This is a genomic window from Rhodococcus sp. NFXS4 (genome assembly GCF_058139645.1).
Genome location: NZ_CP192221.1, coordinates 3,319,371 through 3,341,644 on the forward strand (window position 1 = coordinate 3,319,371; position 22,274 = coordinate 3,341,644).

25 protein-coding genes are annotated in these 22,274 nt (G+C 69.0%); 11 read left to right on the forward strand and 14 right to left on the reverse strand.

The genetic code is table 11. The annotated features are described in order from the left end of the window. Nucleotides 1–150: 150 nt before the first annotated feature. A complete protein-coding gene (locus J4E04_RS15535; protein WP_155956926.1) occupies nucleotides 151–1,146 on the forward strand; it encodes an alpha/beta hydrolase in 996 nt (331 codons plus the stop codon). A 56-nt stretch (nucleotides 1,147–1,202) separates the two neighbouring features. Then, the gene (locus tag J4E04_RS15540; RefSeq protein ID WP_027504095.1) at nucleotides 1,203–1,631 is read left to right on the forward strand and encodes an SRPBCC family protein; all 429 of its coding nucleotides are present in this window, start codon (nucleotides 1,203–1,205) and stop codon (nucleotides 1,629–1,631) included. Between the two features lie 16 nt (nucleotides 1,632–1,647). Here J4E04_RS15540 and rsmI read toward each other — a convergent pair whose 3' ends face one another. Further along, entirely contained in the window at nucleotides 1,648–2,475 is an 828-nt protein-coding gene (gene rsmI, locus J4E04_RS15545; protein ID WP_027504096.1) for a 16S rRNA (cytidine(1402)-2'-O)-methyltransferase, read from the reverse strand. 176 nt (nucleotides 2,476–2,651) lie between these two features. Here rsmI and J4E04_RS15550 point away from each other — a divergent pair, with 176 nt between their 5' ends. Next, nucleotides 2,652–4,118, forward strand: coding sequence for a dolichyl-phosphate-mannose--protein mannosyltransferase (locus tag J4E04_RS15550; RefSeq protein WP_490150560.1), 1,467 nt, complete (start codon nucleotides 2,652–2,654; stop codon nucleotides 4,116–4,118). A gap of 4 nt (nucleotides 4,119–4,122) precedes the next feature. Here J4E04_RS15550 and J4E04_RS15555 read toward each other — a convergent pair whose 3' ends face one another. The 3 genes from J4E04_RS15555 to J4E04_RS15565 form a co-directional block, all read right to left on the reverse strand. Then, nucleotides 4,123–5,811: a BCCT family transporter gene (locus J4E04_RS15555; RefSeq protein WP_490148969.1), complete on the reverse strand. Its 1,689-nt coding sequence runs from the start codon at nucleotides 5,809–5,811 to the stop codon at nucleotides 4,123–4,125. A 59-nt stretch (nucleotides 5,812–5,870) separates the two neighbouring features. Then, nucleotides 5,871–6,305, reverse strand: a complete 435-nt coding sequence (locus J4E04_RS15560) for a DoxX family protein (protein WP_490148970.1) — start codon at nucleotides 6,303–6,305, stop codon at nucleotides 5,871–5,873. Between the two features lie 76 nt (nucleotides 6,306–6,381). Further along, on the reverse strand, nucleotides 6,382–6,741 hold the full coding sequence (locus J4E04_RS15565) for a GntR family transcriptional regulator (protein ID WP_222627638.1): 360 nt from the start codon (nucleotides 6,739–6,741) through the stop codon (nucleotides 6,382–6,384). A 27-nt stretch (nucleotides 6,742–6,768) separates the two neighbouring features. Here J4E04_RS15565 and arsC point away from each other — a divergent pair, with 27 nt between their 5' ends. Beyond that, complete coding sequence (gene arsC, locus J4E04_RS15570; RefSeq protein ID WP_027504100.1) at nucleotides 6,769–7,110, forward strand: arsenate reductase (glutaredoxin); 342 nt, start codon at nucleotides 6,769–6,771, stop codon at nucleotides 7,108–7,110. 60 nt (nucleotides 7,111–7,170) lie between these two features. On the opposite strand, the gene arcA is transcribed toward arsC, so the two are convergent. Together arcA and J4E04_RS15580 are read right to left on the reverse strand one after the other, a co-directional pair. After that, the gene (arcA, locus tag J4E04_RS15575) at nucleotides 7,171–8,385 is read right to left on the reverse strand and encodes an arginine deiminase (RefSeq protein ID WP_027504489.1); all 1,215 of its coding nucleotides are present in this window, start codon (nucleotides 8,383–8,385) and stop codon (nucleotides 7,171–7,173) included. Between the two features lie 62 nt (nucleotides 8,386–8,447). After that, a complete protein-coding gene (locus J4E04_RS15580) occupies nucleotides 8,448–9,326 on the reverse strand; it encodes an SDR family oxidoreductase (RefSeq protein WP_490148971.1) in 879 nt (292 codons plus the stop codon). A 108-nt stretch (nucleotides 9,327–9,434) separates the two neighbouring features. Here J4E04_RS15580 and J4E04_RS15585 point away from each other — a divergent pair, with 108 nt between their 5' ends. Together J4E04_RS15585 and J4E04_RS15590 are read left to right on the forward strand one after the other, a co-directional pair. After that, nucleotides 9,435–10,034, forward strand: coding sequence for a sulfite oxidase-like oxidoreductase (locus tag J4E04_RS15585; protein WP_056447072.1), 600 nt, complete (start codon nucleotides 9,435–9,437; stop codon nucleotides 10,032–10,034). A gap of 1 nt (nucleotide 10,035) precedes the next feature. Further along, a complete protein-coding gene (locus tag J4E04_RS15590; RefSeq protein ID WP_056447069.1) occupies nucleotides 10,036–10,806 on the forward strand; it encodes a ferredoxin reductase in 771 nt (256 codons plus the stop codon). Nucleotides 10,807–10,829: 23 nt separating this feature from the next. Here J4E04_RS15590 and J4E04_RS15595 read toward each other — a convergent pair whose 3' ends face one another. From J4E04_RS15595 to J4E04_RS15615, 5 genes are all read right to left on the reverse strand, one after another. Then, nucleotides 10,830–11,012 (reverse strand): hypothetical protein, encoded by a 183-nt coding sequence (locus J4E04_RS15595; RefSeq protein ID WP_056447066.1) that lies wholly within the window; start codon nucleotides 11,010–11,012, stop codon nucleotides 10,830–10,832. 84 nt (nucleotides 11,013–11,096) lie between these two features. After that, nucleotides 11,097–11,792, reverse strand: a complete 696-nt coding sequence (locus J4E04_RS15600) for a TetR/AcrR family transcriptional regulator (protein WP_051612955.1) — start codon at nucleotides 11,790–11,792, stop codon at nucleotides 11,097–11,099. A 267-nt stretch (nucleotides 11,793–12,059) separates the two neighbouring features. Continuing rightward, nucleotides 12,060–12,497 carry an effector binding domain-containing protein gene (locus J4E04_RS15605; protein WP_027504103.1) on the reverse strand — a complete coding sequence of 146 codons (438 nt, stop codon included), beginning with the start codon at nucleotides 12,495–12,497 and terminating at the stop codon, nucleotides 12,060–12,062. Beyond that, nucleotides 12,494–12,961, reverse strand: coding sequence for an effector binding domain-containing protein (locus J4E04_RS15610; RefSeq protein ID WP_027504104.1), 468 nt, complete (start codon nucleotides 12,959–12,961; stop codon nucleotides 12,494–12,496). Before J4E04_RS15610 ends, J4E04_RS15605 begins: the two co-directional genes overlap by 4 nt. A 135-nt stretch (nucleotides 12,962–13,096) precedes the next feature. Next, a complete protein-coding gene (locus J4E04_RS15615; RefSeq protein WP_082544602.1) occupies nucleotides 13,097–14,119 on the reverse strand; it encodes an EamA family transporter in 1,023 nt (340 codons plus the stop codon). Between the two features lie 59 nt (nucleotides 14,120–14,178). On the opposite strand from J4E04_RS15615, the gene J4E04_RS15620 reads away from it, so the two are divergent. The 5 genes from J4E04_RS15620 to J4E04_RS15640 all read left to right on the forward strand — a co-directional run bounded on the left by J4E04_RS15620 (nucleotide 14,179) and on the right by J4E04_RS15640 (nucleotide 18,769). Then, nucleotides 14,179–14,721: a CGNR zinc finger domain-containing protein gene (locus J4E04_RS15620; RefSeq protein ID WP_027504105.1), complete on the forward strand. Its 543-nt coding sequence runs from the start codon at nucleotides 14,179–14,181 to the stop codon at nucleotides 14,719–14,721. 248 nt (nucleotides 14,722–14,969) lie between these two features. Beyond that, complete coding sequence (locus tag J4E04_RS15625) at nucleotides 14,970–16,214, forward strand: aspartate aminotransferase family protein (protein ID WP_307095328.1); 1,245 nt, start codon at nucleotides 14,970–14,972, stop codon at nucleotides 16,212–16,214. After that, nucleotides 16,211–17,245, forward strand: coding sequence for an SDR family oxidoreductase (locus J4E04_RS15630; protein WP_490148972.1), 1,035 nt, complete (start codon nucleotides 16,211–16,213; stop codon nucleotides 17,243–17,245). Before J4E04_RS15625 ends, J4E04_RS15630 begins: the two co-directional genes overlap by 4 nt. Nucleotides 17,246–17,271: 26 nt before the next feature. Beyond that, nucleotides 17,272–17,766 (forward strand): type II toxin-antitoxin system RatA family toxin, encoded by a 495-nt coding sequence (locus J4E04_RS15635; protein ID WP_051612957.1) that lies wholly within the window; start codon nucleotides 17,272–17,274, stop codon nucleotides 17,764–17,766. A gap of 28 nt (nucleotides 17,767–17,794) precedes the next feature. Beyond that, nucleotides 17,795–18,769, forward strand: coding sequence for a TAXI family TRAP transporter solute-binding subunit (locus J4E04_RS15640; RefSeq protein ID WP_490148973.1), 975 nt, complete (start codon nucleotides 17,795–17,797; stop codon nucleotides 18,767–18,769). Here the strand turns inward: J4E04_RS15640 and J4E04_RS15645 are convergent. The 3 genes from J4E04_RS15645 to J4E04_RS15655 are packed head-to-tail and all read right to left on the reverse strand — an operon-like array spanning nucleotide 18,696 to nucleotide 22,128. Further along, nucleotides 18,696–20,081 carry a sensor histidine kinase gene (locus J4E04_RS15645; protein ID WP_490148974.1) on the reverse strand — a complete coding sequence of 462 codons (1,386 nt, stop codon included), beginning with the start codon at nucleotides 20,079–20,081 and terminating at the stop codon, nucleotides 18,696–18,698. The genes J4E04_RS15640 and J4E04_RS15645 overlap by 74 nt on opposite strands. Next, nucleotides 20,078–20,752: a response regulator transcription factor gene (locus J4E04_RS15650; RefSeq protein ID WP_490148975.1), complete on the reverse strand. Its 675-nt coding sequence runs from the start codon at nucleotides 20,750–20,752 to the stop codon at nucleotides 20,078–20,080. Before J4E04_RS15650 ends, J4E04_RS15645 begins: the two co-directional genes overlap by 4 nt. A 44-nt stretch (nucleotides 20,753–20,796) precedes the next feature. Beyond that, the gene (locus tag J4E04_RS15655; protein ID WP_222627659.1) at nucleotides 20,797–22,128 is read right to left on the reverse strand and encodes an MFS transporter; all 1,332 of its coding nucleotides are present in this window, start codon (nucleotides 22,126–22,128) and stop codon (nucleotides 20,797–20,799) included. Nucleotides 22,129–22,274 lie beyond the last annotated feature (146 nt).

A 22,274-nucleotide genomic window follows, 5' to 3' on the forward strand; every position in this document is an offset into this window, starting at 1 on the left:
GAGCAAGGAAGTGGAGGGCCACCCATGAGCATCGCCTCGGCCGAGATGACCGCACCGTCGTCGCTGACACGCACGTCCGCCAGTCGCCGGGTGCGACGCGCCCTCGGCGTCGGCACCGCCGTGGACCGCCAGGAGTTCGAGGGCGGCAGCATGCAGTCCAAGCTTCTCGCCGCGTACCTGCGCCGCACGGTCCGTCCCTTCCTGGGCGTGTGGGCCCGGACCCACAGCCTGCCGTGGCCCATGTCGATGGTCGACCAGGCCGGCCGACTCCTCCCACCCGTGGGTGACACCACCGTCGCGCCCGTGCGGCTCGACGAGTGCCGGGCCGAGTGGGTCCGCACGGACAGCCCGCGTCGTGTCGGTGCCGACGGCAGGTCCGAGCGACCGACCCGCCGCGCGGACCGCGATCGCGTGATCCTGTATCTCCACGGCGGCGCGTTCGTGGTGTGTGGCCTCAACAGCCACCGCCGGCTCGTCTCGCGCATCGCCCAGTCCACCGGTGCCGACGTGCTGTCGGTCGACTACCGGATGATGCCGCGCAACCCCATCTCGCACGCGGTGGAGGACGGGGTCGACGGCTTCCGCTACCTGCTCGACGCGGGGTACCTGCCCGAACAGATCTTCATCGCCGGTGACTCCGCCGGCGGTTACCTGGCCTTCATGGTGGCGCTCGCCCTGCAGAGCCAGGGTCTGCCGCCCGCGGGCGGCATCATCGCCCTGTCTCCGCTCACCGATCTCGATCCGACGCGGAAGATGTTGCATCCCAACGCGTCCCTGTGCTCGGTCTTCCCCAAGGGCGCCGTGCCGGCGCTCACCGAGCTGGCGGACGAGGTCGAGGCCCGCATCGTCGTGGACGGCAAGCGTGGTCCCCGCGTCTGTCCCGTCGACGCGGACCTGTCCGCCCTCCCGCCGGTCCTGATCCAGGTCGGGTCCACCGAGATGGTCTACGCCGACTCGGAACTGATGGCGGAGCGCCTGGCTGACGCCGGAATCGAGTGCCGTCTCCAGGTGTGGCAGGACCAGGTGCACGTGTTCCACGCCGCGGACTTCGTTCCCGAGTCGGCGCGTGCGATCTCGGAGATCGCCGTCTTCGTCGACGAGCAGGTCCGCCGCGGCACAGTTCCCCTGGCCGGCACCGGGACATGATCACGACACCGACCCAAACCGCCCTGTAGGTGTGGACGGTCGGTTACATTCACGCCATGGCTGTCAGCGGAAACAGAGAAGTCGAGATCGAGGCACCACCGGCCGACGTGCTCGCGGTCATCGCGGACCTCGAGGGTCTGCCGGCCTGGTCGTCGATCCACAAGAAGGTCTCGGTGCGCGAGCGTGACGATCAGGGTCGTCCCGTCCTCGCCGAGATGACCGTCGCCGTCATGGGATTCACCGACGAGCAGGTGCTGCGCTTCACGTGGTCCGACATGTCGGTGGCGTGGGACGTCGTCGAGAGCACCCAGCAGAAGTCGCAGCACGCGGAGTACCGCCTCAGCGAGACCGACAAGGGCACCCACCTCGAGTTCGAGATCACGCTCGACCCGAAGATCCCCGTGCCGGGATTCATCGTCAAGCGCGGGACCAAGTCCGTCCTCGAGACGGCGACCGACGGACTGCGCCAGCAGGTCGTCGGCTGACGTCGCGGCGTCGGCGTCAGCCGCGCGCGGCCAGCACCGCTTCGTAGAGCGCACGCTTGGACACGTCCGCCGCCGTCGTGGTGGCCACCCGTGCGCACGCGTCCTTGAGGCCGAGTCCGGCGGACACGAGATCCTCCACCTCCGCGACGAGGTCGGCGGGATCCGCACTGACGGGCTCGGCTCCGGCCAGGACCACCGTGATCTCGCCGCGCACGCCGTCGGCGGCCCACGCGGCCAACTCCCCCAGCGTCCCTCGCTTCACTTCCTCGTAGGTCTTGGTCAATTCCCGGCACACCGCGGCGCGCCGATCGGGGCCGAGTACCTCGGACGCGTCGGCGAGGCAGTCCGCGATGCGGTGCGGGGCCTCGAAGAACACGACGGCGCGGCTCTCCGTCGTCAGCGTGCGCATCCACGCCTGCCGGGGACCACGCTTGCGAGGGGCGAATCCGTCGAAGCAAAAGCGCTCCACCGGCAACCCCGACAGGGCCAGTGCGGTGGTCACGGCGGACGGCCCGGGCAGGCAGGTCACGCCGATCCCCGCCTCTGCGCACGCGGCCACCAGTCGGTAACCCGGGTCGCTCACGGAGGGCATACCGGCGTCGGTGACCAGCAGGACCCGCCGCCCCTCGCGCATCTCGGCGAGCAGCAGGGGAACCCGATCGACCTCGACCTGGTCGTAGAAACTGACGACGCGACCGGTGATCTGCACCCCGAGTGCCGTGGCCAAGGACTTCGTGCGACGCGTGTCCTCCGCCGCGACGACATCGGCCGTGGCCAGTGCGTCGCGCAGTCGGGGCGACGCGTCTGCGGGGTCCCCCATCGGTGTCGCACCGAGTACCAGCACGCGTCGTCCTCATCTCGCTCGTCGGTCACGACCGCGGTCGCCGTCGGCATCTAGCCTACGATCGAATCGTGACCCTCGTGACCGCGCGTATCCCCACCGGTCGCGACGGTTCCGACGAGTACCTCACCGCGCCGCGCCCCGCTCTCCCGCCCGCAGTATTCGGGCCCACCGACCGCATGCGCGGATGGATCGTCACCGCGGTCCTCATGGTCCTCGCGGCCGTCACCCGCTTCACGATGCTCGGCTATCCGACCGACGCCGGCACCCCGGTGTTCGACGAGAAGCACTACGCCCCGCAGGGCTACCAGGTGCTCACCGGCGGCGGCGTCGAGGACAACCCGGCCTACGGCCTCGTCGTCCACCCGCCCGTCGGCAAGCAGCTGATCGCCGTCGGCGAGGCACTGTTCGGCTACACCGGATGGGGTTGGCGGCTGTCGTCGGCCGTCTTCGGTGTGATCCTCGTTCTCCTCGTCGTCCGCATCGTGCGCCGCATGACGCGCTCGACGCTGCTGGGCGCGATCGCCGGGATCCTCATGATCGTGGACGGCGTCACGTTCGTGACGTCCCGAGTCGGCATGCTCGACATCTTCATGGTGGTGTTCGTCGTCGCCGCGTTCGGCGCTCTGGTCCGCGACCGGGACGACGTCCGGGAGCGGTTGCACCGGGTCGCCGTCGAGGGCCGCATGGAGATGACCACGTGGGGCCCGCGTCTCGGCGTCCGCTGGTGGCGGTTCGGCGGCGGACTCCTGCTCGGTCTGGCGTGCGGAACGAAGTGGTCGGGTATCTACTTCGTCGCGTTCTTCGGACTGCTCAGCGTCGCCTTCGACGTCGCGGCGCGTCGCCAGTACGGGGTCACCCGGCCGTGGGTCGGCACCGCCGTGCGCGACGTCGGACCCGCGCTGTACGCGCTGGTAGCGATTCCGCTCGTCGTCTATCTGGCCACCTACGCCGGCTGGTTCGCGAGTGAGACCGGCGTCGACCGGAACGCCGTGGGTACCGACATCGGGACGGGCGGACCGTTCTCGTTCGTGCCCGCCGCTCTGCGCTCGCTCTGGTACTACAGCGGCAACGTCCTCGACTTCCACGCCGGACTGACCAACTCGGCCGGTAACCGCCACCCGTGGGAGTCCAAGCCGTGGACGTGGCCGATGGGTCTGCGGCCGATGCTCTACTACTTCGCCGACGGGCAGCAGATCACCGGTTGTTCGACGGGCGGCAACTGCGTCAAGGCCGTCATGCTCATCGGCACGCCTGCTCTGTGGTGGGTCGCGTTCCCGATGCTCGGCTGGGCGCTGTGGAGCACCGTGGCCCGCCGCGACTGGCGCTACGCCGCCGTGCTCGTCGGCTACGGCGCCGGCATCCTGCCGTGGTTCCTGACCCTCGACCGTCAGATGTACTTCTTCTACGCCGCGGCGCTCGCGCCCTTCCTCGTCATGGGCGTCACCCTGGTCCTCGGCGACATCCTCGGGCGAGGACTCCGCGGTGGGCAGGGTCGCGAGCGCCGCACGCTCGGTCTGCTGCTGGTCTCGCTGTACGTCGCCGTGGTGATCGCCAACTTCGTGTGGCTCTGGCCGATCCTCACGGGTCTGCCCATCAGTCAGGAGACGTGGCAGCAGCAGCTCTGGTTGCCGAGCTGGCGCTGACCGCTCAGAGCTCGGTGCGCCCGGCCTTCGTCAGCCGGAGACGTCGACGACGTTGCGTGAGCACCAGTGGATCGTGCGACAGGTCGCGGTAGAGCGACACCGACAGCCCGATCATGACCAGCACGAACGGCGCCGCGGCGATGATTGTCATGGTCTGCAAGCCGTTGAGCGCGTCCGCGCCGCCCGTCCACAGGATGATCGCGGCGGTGCCACCGGTGATGGCTCCCCAGAACACGACGACCCAGCGGCTGGGCTCGAGGGTTCCGCGCTGACTGAGGGTGCCCATGACCATGGACGCCGCGTCGGCACCGGAGACGAAGAAGACGGCCACGAGAATCATCACGACGACCGTCGACAGCCCGAAGAGCGGCAGGTTCTCGAGCATGCCGAACAGCTGAGACTCGCTGCTGGCGCGCGCGGCCAGGTCGATGCCGTCGCGCTGTTCGCCGATACCGGCGCCGCCGAAGATCGAGAACCACACCAGGCTCACGGCACTCGGGATCACGATGACACCGATGATGAACTCACGAACGGTGCGGCCACGGCTGATGCGGGCGAGGAACATGCCGACGAAGGGGGTCCAGGAGACCCACCAGGCCCAGTAGAAGATCGTCCACGACGACAGCCACGACGCGGTCTCCGGATCGGACGACGCCGCCGAGCGAGCCGACATGTGGAACAGCTGGCTCGCGTAGTCGCCGATGGTGGTGGGAATCAGGTTGAGGATCAACACCGTCGGGCCCAGCACGAACACGAAGAGTGCGAGGACGAGTGCCAGCACCATGTTGATGTTGGACAGCCACTGGATGCCCTTGGCGACGCCGGAGACCGCGGACGCGACGAAGGCGAGGGTCAACAGCGCGACGATGGCGACGAGCAGGAGCGTGCCGGCCTGACCGAGCCAGCCGATGACCTCGACACCCGAACCGATTTGCAGCGCACCGAGTCCGAGGGAGGCGGCGGTACCGAACAGCGTCGCGAAGATGGCGAGGATGTCGATGACCTTGCCGATCGGGCCCTCGGCGCGGCGACCGAGGAGCGGGAGGAAGGCGGAGCTGATGAGCTGACGACGGCCGCGGCGGTAGGTGCTGTACGCGACGGCGAGACCCATGACGGCGTAGATGGACCACGGATGCAGGCTCCAGTGGAACATCGTGGTGGCCATGGCCGTTCCGACACTGCTGTCGGTGCCGGGCGGCGGCGTGACGAAGTGCGTCAGCGGCTCGGAGACGCCGTAGAACATCAACCCGATGCCCATGCCGGCGCTGAACATCATGGCGATCCAGCTGACGGTCTTGAACTCCGGCTTCTCCCCGTCCTTGCCGAGCGGGATACGTCCGTACTTCGACATCGCCAGGTAGATGCAGAAGAGCACGAAACCGGTGGCGGAGATGATGAACAGCCAGCCCATGTTGGTGACGAGCCAGTCCAGCATCGAGGACGTCACGTTCTCGAGGCTCGTCGGTCCGGCCAGTCCCCAGACGATGATGCCCGTGACGACGGCTGCCGCGACGCCGAACACCACGGGGTCGAGGGTGGCGCGCCGCGGCGCCGGTTCCTGCGACCCGGGGTCCTGCGCATCGGGGTGCGCGGAGGTGGGCAGCACGGCAGATGCCGCGGACGAGGGAACGTCCGCGGCATCATCGCGTGGGGTGTCAGCCGGTCCTGTGTCCGTGTCCATACGCGATGTCATGAGACGTCACGTTGCTCGCCTCGACGCCCCGGTGCAAGTTCACAGACTGTTTTTGCAGGTCAGGACGATACGCGTGCACGTGACTTCGGACGGCGGAATGCGCGGTCGACACTGTACGTGCCCGAGCCGACTGCCGCGAGGAGAAGCGCTCCGGCGCCGAGTGCGACGACCAGTTCCCAGCCGCCCTCGCCGACGAACACGCCCTTGTCGAGGTGCACGAAGACGAGCGCGCCGACCATGTCGACGACCAGCAGCAGAGCCGCGACGGACGTCAGCACGCCCAGGATCAGAGCGGCTCCACCGATGAGCTCGACGAATGTGGCGAAGTACGCCGACATCTGCGGGGCCGGAATGCCCATGCCCTCGAAGCCGGCGGTGGTGGCATCGAGCCCGTTGGTACGCAGTTTCTGCCACCCGTGGGCGACGAACACGACGCCCAGGGCGATGCGCGCGACGAGTGCGGCGATGTCTCGAACGACGACAGGTGTCTTCACAGTGATCCTCTGATGGGTCGGGGTGGATTCGGGATCACGATGACACACTTAGGTTGAAGCGTCAACCTAAGTGGTGTCAGGAGTCCGCGAGCGCCGTCCGCACGTAGCGCAGAGCCACCTCGTCGTCGATGCCGGCGCGACGCGCCGCGCGGACGTACTCCGTGGCCGCGAGTTGCACTGCCCCGGCCGAAGGATCGCCGCCGGCCGCCACGAAGGTGCCCGACCGCCCCCGGGTCTCGATCACGCCGTCCTTCTCGAGTTCGCGGTACGCCTTCGCCACCGTGTTGGGAGCGAGGTCCAGCGTCGCCGCGAGAGCTCGCACCGTCGGCAGTTTCGATCCCGCGATGAGCTGCCCCGACCGCACCGCGGCCACGATCTGCGACCGCACCTGGTCGAACGGCGCCGTCCCCGACGCACCGTCGATCGTGAACCTCATCGGTCCCACTCCCGCCATACTTGCTCCATGTCCGTCACGATCTATCACAACCCCCGGTGCTCGACGTCCCGCAACGTACTCGCGGCCATCCGCGACGCGGGGGTGGAGCCGACCATCGTGCCCTACCTGACCACCCCGCCGGACGAGGCGACGTTGCGAGCCCTCATCTCCGATGCCGGCCTCACCCCGCGCACCGCTGTGCGCAAGCGCGAGACACTGTACAAGGAACTCGATCTCGCGAATGCCGACGACGAGACGGTCCTGCGCGCCATGCTGACGCATCCGGTACTCATCGAGCGGCCCTTCGTGGTCGGCGAGAAGGGCACCGTCCTGGCGCGCCCGGCGGCCACGGTGAGCACGGTCCTCTAGCCGGCCGGACATCAGCGGGAAGGCCGGAGGCCGGCCGGACATCAGCGGGAAGGCCGGAGGTCAGACGGGATCGCGGGCGACGGGGCAGGACATGCAGCGGGGTCCGCCGCGGCCCGACCCCAGTTCCGATCCCGAGATGCGCAGCACCTCGATGCCCGACGCCTCGAGGCGCGCGTTGGTCTCGACGTTGCGTTCGTACGCGACGACGACGCCGGGAGCCAGTGCGAGCGTGTTGTTCCCGTCGTCCCACTGCTCACGTTCGGCGGTGACGTTGTCGAGCCCGGTGTCGATGACCCGCAGTTTGCCGATACCCATGGCGTCGGCCGCGGCGTCGAGGAACGGGCCCGCGCCGGTGATGGTCACACCGGTGTCCTCGCGGCGAATCGTGAACGCGGACAGCGTGTCCTGGATGATCGGGTACATCACCACCGCGTCGGTGTCGACCATCGTGCACACGGTGTCCAGGTGCATCGACGCCCGTTCCTGCGCGATGGGCACCACGAGCACGGTGTGCGCGAGGTCGTCGTCGAAGAGGCTGCGCGCGAGCGCTTCGGCACCGGCGGGCGTGGTGCGTTCACCGACTCCCACGGCGACGACGCCGGGCGCCATCAGCAGCACGTCGCCGCCCTCCACCGGCGCGGTGTGCGACTCGTAGGCCCGGCGCACACCGAGGAATCGTGGATGGAAGGCGTAGATCAGATCCGTCAGCGACGTCTCCCGAGCGCGGGCCCGCAGCGCCAGTGACGTGATCGCGACGCGTTGCTGGATCCAGAACGACGAGTCGCGGGTGAACAGCAGGTTCGGGAGCGGCTCGATGACGAAGTCGCCGCCGTGGTGCATGCGCCGGACCAGCGAGACACCCGAGTCGTCCGCTACCGGCAGTTCGTCGAAGGTCATGCCCGCCATCAGCACGGTCGCCAGTTCGGGTGCGGGCAGGCCGCGGAGGTAGGTCGCCAGATCCCGGGCGAGCACGTGTCCGAGCCGGCGGGGTTCCACCGCAGCGGCGACCCCCTGCACGCGTGCGGCACCGCTGAGGGCCAGGGTCTCGGTCAGCAGATCACCGAGCAGGAGGACCTCGACACCGCGTCCTCGCAGCAGGTCGGCGAAGGCGTCGTGCTCGTCGCGAGCGCGGTCCACCCACGGCAGCCCGTCGAACAGCAGCTGATCGTTGTTGCGGGGGGTGAGTCGGCGCAGCTCGTCGCCAGGGCGGTGCAGCATGACCGTCCGGAGCGTTCCCACCTCGGAATCCGCTCCCAGCGGAGCCGTCGCGTCCATGCCAGAACGGTAGTGCGTGAGCGCCGACTCGGCACGCGCTCCGCCGCGACACGCGCGTGAGGTCAGCGCAGCAGTCGGGAGAAGTAGTCGTTGGCCGCCTGCATGGTCATCTCGTAGGGGCGCGCGAACTTGCGCGACACCCAGTACCCCACCCGGATGTCGTTGCTCGAGTAGACGAGGAAGTGCCGCTTCGCCATCCCGGTCAGGATCTTCTCCGCGACTACCTCGGGCGACACGGCGTGGGCCTCGAAGCGTGCGGTCAGCTTTCTCACGCGTGGGTCGTCGCGATCCACGCCGGCGATGTCCACCGTCTCGACGAGCGGTGTCCGCACCGCCCCGGGGACCACGAGCGAGACGTCGATGCCGTGCCGGGCGAGGTCGTAGCGCAACACCTCGGACATGCCGCGCACGCCGAACTTGCTGGCGCTGTACGCCGCGTGCCACGGATACGCGAGCAGGCCGGCCGACGACGACACGTTGACCAGGTACCCACCGCGACCCGCCGCGATCATCGGGGGAACGAAGCACTGGGTGACGTGGATCGGGCCCATCAGGTTGATGTCGATCAGCGCCTTCCACGTCTCGTGGGCCATGTTCTCGACGGTGCCCCACGCGGAGATCCCGGCCACGTTCATGACGACGTCGACGCTCCCCACCTCGGCGTGCACGGCGTCCGCGAACGAGGCGACGGCGTCGTGGTCGGAGACGTCGAGCGCACGCGAGGCGACGACGCTGCCGCCGTTCTCGGCGATGGTGGCGGCCGTGGCGGCCAGTCCCGCCTCCGCGATGTCCGTGACGACCAGCCGCGCCCCACGCCGCGCGGCCTCGATCGCCGTGGCGCGACCGATGCCGCTGGCGGCGCCGGTGACCAGCACGATCGCCCCGCGCAGGTCGGTCCACGACCGTCGCGGACGTCTCCCTCTCAGCCTGCTCTGCACCATCGCGTCGCACTCCCCCCTCGCCGGCCTGCTGTGGTGCCCGACACTACCGGTCGAGTGTGCGCGCTCCGACTTGTCAGAGGCCCGACGACCGGCGCAGAATCTGCCACCATGGCGTTGATCTCGAAGGGCTTCGTGGGCCGCCGGCGCGGCGACGACGGTCGGACTCCCCCCGGCCAGTACCTGACCAACGATTTCCCGGTTCTCGCCATCGGGCCCGCGCCCGTGGTCGCGACCGACACGTGGTCGTTCTCCATCACGTCCGAGACCGGTGAGACCCGGACCTGGACGTGGGACGAGGTGGCCGCGCTGCCGCACGAGACCCCGACGGTCGACATCCACTGCGTCACCAAGTGGTCGAAGCTCGACACCAACTGGAACGGCGTGAGTCTCGACGTGCTGCTGGACGGTCTCGACACCGAGGCGGGGTACGTCGTCGTACACGGCTTCGACGGATACACCACCAATCTGCCCCTCGAGGACCTGCGAGACGGAAAGGCCTGGCTGGTCACCGAGTTCGACGGAGAGCCGCTCGCACGCGAACACGGCGGTCCCGCACGGCTTCTCGTGCCGCACCTGTACTTCTGGAAGTCGGCGAAGTGGGTCTCGCGCATCGAACTCACCGAGGAGAACGAACAGGGATTCTGGGAGCGCGGCGGCTATCACGACTACGGCGACCCGTGGCGCGAGCAGCGATACCAAGGCGACTGACGTGACCACCGGAGCCACCGCCGGGGTCGGGGCCCGGCCCTGGCTCGTCGCGAGGGTGCTCGAGGTGCGGCGCGAGACACCGACCGCCTCGACGCTGGTGCTCGACGTCGACGGCTGGCCGGGACATCTCGCCGGACAGCACGTGGACGTGAAGCTGACCGCCGAGGACGGGTACAGCGCGCAGCGCAGCTACTCCCTCGCCTCCGCACCGGACGGCACGTCGCGCATCGAGATCGCCGTGCAGAACGTCTCCGACGGCGAGGTGTCCCCCTACCTCGTCGGCGCCGTCGAGGTGGGCGACCGGTTCGAGATCCGCGGACCCGTCGGCCGGTGGTTCGTCTGGCGGCCGTCGGCACCCACCGAGACCCCGTCACCGCCTGTCCTGCTGGTGGGCGGCGGCTCGGGCATCGTTCCGCTCCGCGCGATGGTCCGCGCGCAGGCCGCGGCGGGATCGAGCGGCGGCCGGGTGCCGTTCCGCGTGCTCTACTCGGTCCGTGAACCGGCGGAGGTGTACTTCGCCGACGAGTGGGCGCATCCGCCCGCGGGAGTCGACGTCACCACGCTCTACACGCGGCGCGCTCCCACCGGCTCCCGCAGGCCGCTCGGCCGCATCACGATCGAGGATCTCGACGCGCACGGGTGGCCCGCCGAGTTCGAGCCGCGGTGCTACATCTGCGGGCCCACGAGCTTCGTCGACACGGTCGCGGACATGCTGGTCGAGCGAGGACATGCACCGGCGAACATCCGCACGGAGCGCTTCGGACCCAGCTGACAACCGTCCCCGCCCGGCCGAGTTCAGAGGCGGGTGGTCATCTCGTCCTGGTAGTCGCGGACAGTGCGTTCGATGCGTGCGGCATCGTCGGCGTCACCGCGTTTCCGAGCGTCGTCCGCGCGTGACTGCAGCACGCGGATGGCCTTGCGCAGCTCGTTGTCGGACATGCGGCGGTCGGTGCGTTCGCGCGTGGCGATGTCTTCCATGGGTCTCTCCCGACGTCACTCGTGCGGTCGACACACGATGCCGTGTGTCTCACGTCACAGTGTGCGCCGGGAGAGCGCCGAACGCTAGTGGTTGCTGGAGACGCCGGTGTCGCTGGTGGCGTCGGCACCCGAGCGATCGCGTACGAAGCTGGAGAGGCTTCGCGAGGCGAACTCGCGGAAGTACGGGAGCTTCGCCGGCGGCACGAGCGAGGGCAGGATGGTGTGCCAGACCTGCTCCATGCGCACGGCGGCACCGTCGAGGCGCGCAGTGCCCTCGGCGACCATCAGCACGCCACTGAGCATCTCCGAGACCAGGCAGGACGCGGTCTCGGCGTCCAGCGAGTCGATGACGTCACCGTGCTCGATGGCACGCTCGAAGAGGTGCGAGAAGATGTTCTGCCACGTACCGAAGACGCTCCCCCGCGTGGGGTCCGGTGCGTCCACCTCGAGCTGCAGGCGGTACATGATGCGCACCAGGTTGTCGGTATTGGCAAGGTCGAGAACGGAATACGTGATCCCGATGACGGATTCCAGTGCGGGAGAACGGCTGTCGACCATTCCGGTGCAGGCGGCCGCGACACGCTCACGCCCCTCGTCGACGAGCGCGCGCGCCAGCTCTTCCTTGGAGGCGAAGTGGAAGTACAGCGCGCCCTTGGTCACACCCGACTCCGCCGAGACCTGGCTCAGGGTCGCCGTGGCGTGGCCGACCCGCAGGAACAGATCGGCGGCAGCCCGCAGGGCCGCGGACCGCGTTGCCTCTGCACGTAATTGCCTGACCATTGTTACTCCCCACTAGTCACGCGCGTTCGGACCGGTGCTCCGAACCGCCGGTGTGAATCCCGTGTCACACCCTTCTACTGCGCGTGATCATGATAGGCACAGGTTGGACTCGAACACCGCCACAGAAATGCACTCGAGACAAAATCACAATGACGACCAGCGCTCGAGCGAGTCCAGGCACCGCTCCGACTGCTTCTACTCGTCGGTAGGTTCTTTATCTCGGCGAGAGCCGACTTCTCGTCCGTCGTCGCCGGACGTCGGCGCACGTCATTGCAGCGAGACGGCGACGAAGATCTCGACGTTCCCGTCGGCTGAGAGGCACTCGAACTCCACCCCGCCGGCGCGCACGATCGAGCCGTCGGCGATGGCCTCCTCGGCCTGCGCCCACGCATCCTCCGCCCGGTCGGGCAGCGTCATCGAGGGGGTGAAGACCGCGAACGCTCCCGACGGAACCGTGACGAAGACGTCGCCGATCGGCACGTCGTCGACGTTCCCACGAGGTACGCCGACGACGACGTTGCAGACACCACGCTGATCCGGGACGTAGACGGTGTAGACGTCGGCGTCCTCCGGTTCACGTTCGCGGATACGCTCTCGCAGGAACACGACGAGATCGCTGGCGCTGCCCTCGGGTCCGGGATCGACACCGGGCACGACCAGTCCGCCGAACACCATGCTCGGACGAGCCACGAGACGGAACGTCATCCCGCACCGCCGACGCCCCGCGAGCCGGGCGTCGCGACCGGAACGTACATCTCGATCTTGTATGCGTGGGGATACACCTCGAACTCACCGGTGAAGGCGCGAGTGAAGGACCCCATCTCCTCCGCGTGGGTGATCTCGTTCCACAGCGTCGTCAGGACCTGCGGAAAATTGCCGACCGCGGAGAATTTCGCATAGCGCCCCGCCGGCACACGCGCCACGATGTGCCCGCGGCGCACGTCACCGTCCGCGACGCGGTACCCGACGATCTGCGTGCTGTAGGACCCGATCGCGGGAACGAAGTCGGTGTAGATCGACCCGAGCGGTTCACCGATGTCCTGGTTCAGGATTCCGGACCACGCACGTTCGAGATTGGTGTCGTAGAGAGAGCCCAACGCCCGTTTCGGGCTACGCACAGGGAGACCCGCAACCCACGTTTCCGCGAGGTCGACGAATTCGATGGTCATGACGGGCTCCCGTGCAACGGCTTCGATGTCCGCGTGGTGGTCACTGACATTCCGGCGGACCGGCACTCGCGACCCCGCCCGGAGAAGTGCCCACCCGCCGAATACCACGACGCGCCCTCACCATACAGTGCCGCGTCAGGGGAGAACGGATACCCCGTGAGATCCGTCCATTCCTGCCGAGGCCGGCAACGCCTCCACGGGCGGCGGTGCATCGGACCGCCACTGCACCACGGCGGCTCCCGTCAGAATTGCTGCACCACCTGCGATTTGAGTGAGAGACACCGTCTCGCCGAGCAGGAGCCACGCCGCAACCACCGCGCACAGCACCTCGACCAGCGCGATCACCGATGCGGTCGATGCCCCGAGGGCGCGGGACGCCATGATCCCGAAAACGTACGCGACGGCTGCGGAGACCAGGGCGAGCACTGCGACGGCAGTCCACCACGGCCACGCCCGGCCGTCGAGAGCGACGTCGTTCGTCGACACCTGCAACGGAACCATTCCCAGCATTCCGGCGACGCCGACCACAATGGCGCCCACCGCCAGTCCGGCGGCCGAGAGAACCAACGGATCGACGGCGTCACCCTGTTTCGCGGACACCACGAAGTAGAACGCGAGACACACGGCGGCGGACAGTCCCCAGAGCACGCCGACAGGATCGAACACGGCGCCGTCGAACACGTCGAGCACGACGAGCGCACCACCGAGCGCGAGTGCGACACCCGCCATCGTCGTCGGGCGGGGGCGCCGCCGGGTGGTGATCCAGATCCAGCCGATCACCAGGACCGGCCCGAGGTACTCGAGCATGAGTGCGACACCCACCGAGAGGTGTTGGATCGCATTGAAGAAGCAGACCTGGGCTCCTGCCACCGCGACGACGCCGTACGCGACGACGGTGACGGGAGCCGAGAGCACCCCGCGGAGTGCGCCGCGGCGCAGCAGGACGACGACGGGCAGGAGGATCACCGCACCGCCCACGATGCGAGCGAGCACCGCGGACTCGGGCGACCACCCGGTGTCGGTGAGCGCCTTCGCGAACGGGCCCGACATTCCGAACGCGATCGCGGAGGTCACGGCGAACGCGACACCGGAACGGGAGGACACCATGAGCGGCCCTTTCGAGGATCCGGCCACACCGTCGGGTACGTCGCCCGTCATGTCATGACCGTAACTGTAGATTGGTCATGACACTAGAGACCCGGAAGGTCAGGAGTCAAATGCTTTTTGCTCATGACACACGCACCGCCCTCGTCTGGGCGGCGGCGCTGATCAACACCGCCGCGAACGGCGAGGACCACCTCCCTGACGTGAGCACCCTGTCGTCGATGCTCGACGAGCACGAGTGGACGGGGCGCCGCGACGGCACACAGGAGGAACTCGACGCCGTGCGGGCCCTGCGCCCGGCCTGGCGGGCGCTGTGGGAGACGGGCGAACCCGACGCCGTCGTACCCGTCGTCAACGCGATGCTGGCCGCATCCGACGCCCGGCCGTACCTCACCCGCCACGGCGACTGGGGCTGGCACATGCACGTCAGCGACGACGACGCGCCCCTCGCCGATCGCATGACGGCCGAGACCGCCGTCGCCCTCGCCGACATGGTGCGGTCGGACGAGCTCGAGCGGCTCCGCCTGTGCGACGCACCGGACTGCGACGCGGTGCTCGTCGACCTGTCCCGCAACCGATCGAGGCGGTACTGCGACACCGGAAACTGCGGCAACCGCGCCAACGTCGCCGCGTACCGGGCCCGCAAGAAGATCTGACGACGGCCGGTCCCGGTGAACCGATATTCGCACAATTTCTGATGATCCGGATTCACTCCGTGGTCACCGGACCAGCCACTCGGAGCTGCCCCACAGGATAACGGTGGTTCGCTCCATCGGTTGTGGCGCAACATCATACGACTCATCGGTGGCTTTGACGCCACCTGCAGCCGGGGTTACCGTCGGTGATCGCGGCGGCCCGCCGGGCCGCACGCCTCATCGCTTCTCCTCGTCTCGGGAGCCACACCATGTCGATCTCGACGTCCCTCGACGGGCGGGTGCAGAGCCACACCCGCGCGCATCTGTCCGAGTCTCGTGCACGCGTGGCCTCCATGCTGGGCGACATCGTCGAGGACCGCTCGCTCGGAGCCAGACTGTGGTCGACCGACGACGTCGAGTACCTCAACTGCGGCGGGTACGGGACCCTCCTGCTCGGCGCCCGGCATCCCCGCGTCGTCGACGCGGTGATCGCCCAGCTCGGACGCCATCCCGTCTCCACCCGCACCCTGCTCGAACCTCGGGTGGCCGAGGCCGCGGCGGCACTGGCGGCCCGCCTGCCGGACCCGCTGTCGAAGGTCTACTTCGGCGCCTCCGGAACCGAGGCCACCGAAGCCGCCGTCAAGATGGCCTGTAGCGCCGGCCACCATCGCCTGATCGGGGCGAGCCGCGGCTACCACGGCAAGACCCTCGGCGCGCTCGCCCTCACGGCGAATCCGTCGTATCAGAACCCGTTCCGTCGACTGTTCACCGCGGCGACCACAGTTCCGTACGGCGACGTCCAGGCACTGTCGGACGCACTCGGCGACGACGCCTCAGACGCCTGCGTGGTCCTCGAACCCGTGCAGGGCGAGGGCGGGGTCGTGCTGCCGCCCCGCAACTACCTCGCGGTCGCCTCGGCACTGTGCCGTGAACGCGGAGCCCTCCTCGTGATCGACGAGATCATGACCGGCCTCGGACGCACCGGCCTGATGTGGGAGAGCGAGCGGGACGCCGTCGACGCCGACATCGTCCTCGTGGGAAAGAGTCTGGGCGGCGGCGTGATTCCCGTGTCGGCCGCCGTCGCGACACCGCGCGCCTTCCGTGCCTTCGACATCGACTTCGGCATCCACACGTCGACCTTCTCCGGTGCGCCGCTGGGGATGGCGGCCGCGTGCGCCGCGCTCGAGGTCATCGACGACGAGAAGCTGGTGGCGCGATCCGCACGGACGGGCGGACGACTGCTCGACGAGTTGCGCATACTCACAGCGGATCTCGGAACCGTGGAGGTCCGCGGTCGAGGGTTGCTCATCGGGCTGGACTTCGGCGACGCCGGCACCGCCGGCCGCTTCCTGCTCGCGCTGCTCGACCGGCGCGTCGTGGCCAACCACTCCCTGAACGCCAGTCCAGTCGTGCGTTTCACTCCCCCGGCCACGATGACCGAGGCTGATGTCGACTGGATGCTCACCGCCGTCGGCGACGCACTGCGCGAGACGTTCTCGAAAGGACACCGATGACGATTCTGCTGACCGGAGCCTCCGGCGTCGTCGGACTGCCGACGCTCCGCGCCCTCACCGAGGACCACGACGTCGTCGTGCTGGAAGGTCGACGGGCCGTGCAGCACTCGGGGATCACTGTCCGCGGCGACCTCCGCGCGCCACACCTCGGACTCGACGACCGGACGTGGTCCGCCCTCACCCGCGACGTGGACACCGTCGTGCACTGCGCCGGCGTCGTGGACTTCGGGATCGACGACGCGTCCACCCGGGCCGTCAACGTCGACGGAGTCCGCCACATCGTGGAGCTCTCCCGGGACGCGTCGGCACGCCTGGTGCACGTCAGCACCGCCTTCGTCGGCCAACCCGTGATCCCGGACGTCACCGGCGGACTCGCCACCATGCACCCCGGTGCGTACATCGCCAGCAAGAGGGACGGCGAGGATCTCGTGCGGAGCAGCGGCCTCGACTGGACCATCGTCCGCCCGTCCATCGTGTGCGGCGATTCCGAGACCGGTGAGATCTCCGAGTTGCAGGGGCTGCACACCCTCGTGCGCGCCTTCCTGCGCGGGACGTTGCCGGTCGTCCTGTGCGAGGACGCGCTGCAGTACGACTTCGTGCCGCGCGACGTCGTCGCACGGTCGATCGCGACGGTGGTGAACCACCCGCGGCAGTACGACCGCGAGCACGTGTGGGTCACCAGCGGGGCCGCGGCACTGGACATCGACTCGCTCGTCGCCGTGCTGGTCGACGAGGCGACCCGCCTCGGGATCGCGGTGGACGCGCCTCGCCGGCTGCACCCGGACGTGTTCCAGCGCCTGTGGAAGCCGGCCTTCTTCGACCTGCTCGACCCCGCGTCGCAGACGAAGTTCGCCAATCTCCTCGCCTCCGTCGCGAACCTGTTCAACACCAGCCCGTTTCCCACGTCGCTCGGGTCCGGACCCCTCCCTCCCGCGCAGACGGCGGGCACCATCGAACGCTCCGCCCGCCTCACCGCCCGACATCTGGTGGAGCGCTCCCCCGGCGCCTATCCCGTCCTGCAGTCCGCCTGACCGTCGATTCCATTCGAGGAGTTCTCATGTCCCCCAGCATCATCAGTGTGATCGCCACCCTCACCGGCGTCACTCCGGACGACGTGTTCGATCGGGTCAGCGACTTCGCCTCATTCGGCGATCACGTACCCATGGTCGACCGCATCACCGTGACGGATCCCGAGTCGCGGGACGCGGCCGGGTACGTCCGATCGTCGTCGTGGTCGACCCACTTCCGCGGCGGTCTGCTGCAGTGGGTCGAGACGGACACCGTCGACGTGCCCGGCCGCACCGTCACCTTCGAGCAGTCGAGCGGCGATCTGGGATCGTTCGACGGCCGGTGGGCGGTGCGGGAGACCGGCGACGGCGCCGTCGAGATGGCCTTCGACGCCGCCGTCGACATCGGCATCCCGTCGATGGCCGACATGCTCAATCCGGTCGCCGCACAGGAACTGGCCACCGGCGTGCACCAGATCGTCGACGGGCTCTTCGGCTCGGGCGTCGTCTCCGTCGAGACCGGGTCGCGGCTCACTCAGCGCTGACGGACCGGCCCCGGCCTATGCTGAACGCGTGCTCGGCCGACGGCAGTTCCTCCGCGGGGCCGGCGCGGCTGCGGCCGCCGGCGCCCTGGCGGGGTGTTCCCGAGACACGTGGTGGCAGGACGCTTCCGGCCGACTGCGCATCGCCACCGGCAACGTGGGTGCGGTGTTCGACGAGTACGGCGCGGCTCTGCGCACAGAGGCCACGCAGGTGCTGCCGGGTGTGCGCTCGGAGGTCGTCGTGACCGGCGGCTCCGTGGGAAACGTGCTCGACCTCTCGTCGGGCACCGCGGACGTCGCGTTCTGTCTCGGCGACACGGCGCTCGACGCGGTGCGCGGCGAGGGAGCCTTCGACTCCCCGGTCCCCCTGACCGCGCTGGCCCGGCTCTACGACAGCTTCCTGCAGATCCTCGTCCCGGTGGATTCCCCGGTCACGGGCATCCAGGATCTGACGGGCGTGCGCCTGAGCGCGGGCCAGACCGACTCGGGTACCCGGTCGGTGACCGAGAGGTGCCTGGCCGCAGCAGGAGTGGACACGGCGGACGTCGACTTCGTCGCGCAACCGCTCGGCGAGGCGACGGCGGCGCTGAGCACCGGACGCGTCGACGCGCTGGCCTTCGTCAGCGGGTTCCCGGTGCGGGCACTGGTCGAGCTGGGCGCGCGCACACCGGTCCGCGCGCTGGATCTCGGTGGACTGGTCGAGGGACTCGTGTCGACGTGGGGTCCGCAGTACGTCACCGGTCCGCTGCCGGCCGGGCCGTACCGTCTGCCCGCCGCCGTCCAGACTGTCAGCGTGAAGACCTACCTCATCGCGACGCCGACGCTCCGCGAGGACACGGCCTACGGGTTCACGTCCGTCGTCTTCGACCGTCAGGACGCGATCGCACGAACCGTCCCCGACGTCCGGCAGCCGACCGTCGCCGCCGGGATGTTCACCCAGCCGGTCCCGCTGCATCCGGGGGCGCTGCGGTGGTTCCGCGATCGAGACGCGCGGGAAGTGAGATGACCGTCCGCAGGCCGGGATCGGCGGGGTCGAAGACCACGTCCCCGTCGGCGTCGCGGATGCGGAGGACGACGATCGCGAGACCCAGTCCGGTGCCCTCGACGCCGGCGTGCCGGTCGAGTCGATGGAAGCGCCGCCCCAGCTCGGCGGCTTCGGCGGCACTGACGCCGTCACCGTGATCGCGCACCGTCACTCGCCACGCGTCGCCGGCCTGCTCCAGCGAGACGTCGACGGACCGACCCTCCGCGTACTTCAGGGCGTTGTCCAGCAGGACGTCGAGGACCGTGGGGACGAGGTCCTCCTCCAGGAACGCCGGGGCGGTGTCGACGTCGACCCGGACGGTCAGCAGATCCCCGAACAACGGCGCCCACAGCGCGACCCGCTCGCGAAGCTGCCGGGCGACGTCCACCTCGGAGGAGCGTCGGTCGAAGCCTCCCGCGCGGCTGATCTCGATCACCGCGTCGAGTGAGCGCGCCATGCGTTCGGTCTCGGCGAGCACCGGTTCGACGGCCGGATCGTCCACGGCCAGGTTCTCGAGCCGGAGCCGCAGTGCCGTCAGCGGATTGGCCAACTGATGCGACACGTCCGCGACCAGTTCGCGCTGCTGCTGCCGGGAGTGCTCCACGTTCGCCGCCATGTCGTCGAACGACTCCGCGAGCCGCCGGAGTTCGGGAGGCCCGACGTGGCGTCCCTCGGTCGGAGTGCGGCCACGGGACAGCTGCTCGACGCGGGTGGTCAGATCGTCGACCGGCCGCACCACCCAGCCGACGAGTGGCACTCCCACGAGCCAGGCGACGAGCGCGAGGACGACGGCGCCGCCCGCCGCGGCGAGCACCATCGCTCGCTGCACGTTGTCCCGCGCGGCCGATGTGTCCTCCAGCATGACGACGGCACCGAGGATCTGCGCGTCCCGGCCGATGGGCGTCGCGACGATCAACGGCTCGGTCTGCCACGGCCACAGCGCAGTCGGAGCGGAGGTCGGTGTTCCCGCGAGCGCGTCGCGTACCGCGCCCGCCAGACCCGGCACGTCGGCCGGCAGATCCGAGCCGGCAGGTGCGAGCACCGATCCGTCGATGTCGACGATCCACGTGCGGGTGCTCTCCGTGACCTCGCCGTACCGCATCAGATCGGGTCCCAGTGAGCTCGCGTCACCGACGCTGTCGGCCAGGGTGGCGAACCGGGTCGCGGCGGCCAGACGCCGTTCGTGGATGGTGATCGCCCGTTCCTCCGCGTGGGCGGCCACGAGCGGCGCGACGAGAGCCGCCAGCACGGCGGCCGTCAACGTGATCGCCAGTGCGAGCAGCCGTCTCCTCACGCGTCGGGCTCGGCGGGAGCGACCAGTCGATAGCCGACACCGCGCACCGACTCGATCCGGGCGACGTCCTTCAGCTTGTTCCGCAGTGACGCGACGTGGACGTCGAGTGTGCGCGACGCACCCACCCACGTCGTGTCCCACACCTCCTCCATGAGCGCGGCGCGGCTCACGGGGCGGTCCGGTGTGCGGGAGAGTGCCACGAGCAGTTCGCATTCCTTCGCGGTGAGCGTGCGCACGGAGCCGTCGGGTGCGGTGACCTGGCGGGTGTCCCGAGCGAGGTCGAAGCCGAGATCGACGGCCGGCTCGGTGGCGACGCGTCCGACGCTGCGCCGCACGACCGCGTCCAGCCGTGCGAGCAGCACCGCGAAGCTGTAGGGCTTGGTGACGTAGTCGTCGACACCCGCACGCAGAGCGCCGATCACGGAATCCTCGGTGCGCCGCGCCGTGAGCGCCACGATGGGAACGGACGAGTGCTCCCGGATCCGGCGGCAGACCCACAGGCCGTCGTGATCCGGGAGCCCCATGTCGAGCAGGACGAGATCGGCGTCGTCCACCATGTCGAGCGCCGCGGTCCCGGTCGCGGCGTGCCGCACCGCCCAGCCCTGCCGACGCAGCGACTGTGTGAGTGCGTCGGCGACTCCGAGGTCGTCCTCGACGACGAGAATCTGCATCGTCAGGCCCTCCCGTCCGGCGCGGAAAGCCTAACGCACGGACCTCAGGACACTGCCGCCTCGTTCCTGTCCGCTCGGCGTGCCTGCTCGGCGTCCAGGAAGGTCGGTGCGCGGTTCTTCAGGACGAAGACGTACACGACGAGCGAGACACCGATGGCGATGGTGACGTAGATGCCGAAGGCGTCGAGCGCATCGTTCTCCTTGGCGGCCTCGTAAATCACCGGAGCCGTGCCACCGAACATCGAATTGGCCAGTGCGTAGCCGAGTCCCAGCCCCAGAGCGCGCACGTGCGCCGGGAACAGTTCCGCCTTCACGATCGCGTTGATCGAGGTGTAGCCGGTGAGGATGACGTAGGTGCCGGCGAGCAGCAGGAAGGACACCATCGGCGTCTCGACGCGCGGCAGCAGGTTCAGGAAGGTCCACGACCACAGCACACCCGCGATGCCGAACCCGACGAGCAGCGGCTTGCGCCCGATCTTGTCGCTCAGCAGTCCGCCGAGTGGCTGGATCACCATGAGCAGCACCAGCGCCGCGAGGTTGATCCACGTCGCCGTCATGCCCTGATCGGCGTAGGTGCTCTTGACGATGAGCGGCCCGTTGACGCTGTAGGTGTAGAACGCGACGGTGCCGCCGAGGGTGACGAGGAAGCAGATGAGCAGCTGCTTCGGATACGCGGTGAACAGTTCGGTCATCGAGCCGCTGCGCTTGCCGTCGACCTCGGTCTGCAGGGATTCGTCCATGCTCCGACGCAGGAACAGCACGACCACGGCGCCGAGGGCGCCGATACCGAACGCGATGCGCCAGCCGAAGGAGGCGATCTGTTCGTCGGTCAGGACGCTCTGCTGAATCAGCAGTGTGACCTGGGCGAGGACGTGACCGCCCACCAGGGTGACGTACTGGAACGAGGAGAAGAATCCGCGCAGCCCCGGCGTCGCCGCCTCGGACATGTACGTCGCCGACGTGCCGTACTCGCCACCCGTCGCGAAGCCCTGCAGCAGGCGGCAGAGGACGAGCATGACCACGGCGGCCGACCCGATGGACGCGGCCGTCGGGGTCAGCGCGATGAGCAGGGACGAGCCCGCCATGAGCGAGATGCTGAACACCAGCGCGGGACGACGCCCGTGCCGGTCCGCGTACCGACCGAAGAACCACGACCCGATCGGGCGCATCACGAAGGTGATCGCGAAGATGCCCATCGTGTAGATGCCCGCGTTGGGCTCACCGTCGGCGAAGAAGCTCGACTGCAGGTACGACGCGAAGACCGTGTAGACGTACACGTCGTACCACTCGACGAGGTTGCCGAGTGATCCACGGATGGTGTTGAACACCGCCCGCTTCGTCGAGGGAGGCCCCGCGGGGATGGCTGTCGTGGCCATGGATGGTCACCTTTCGGTCCGGTGCAGGGGATGCACCGAACGAACACTAGGTGTGACCGGTGCCATACGAGGCACGGCTGCGGGCAGTCTTTACAGACACTTTGCAAACCCGACCGAGGCTGTCGGTGGGACCTGCCACCATCGCC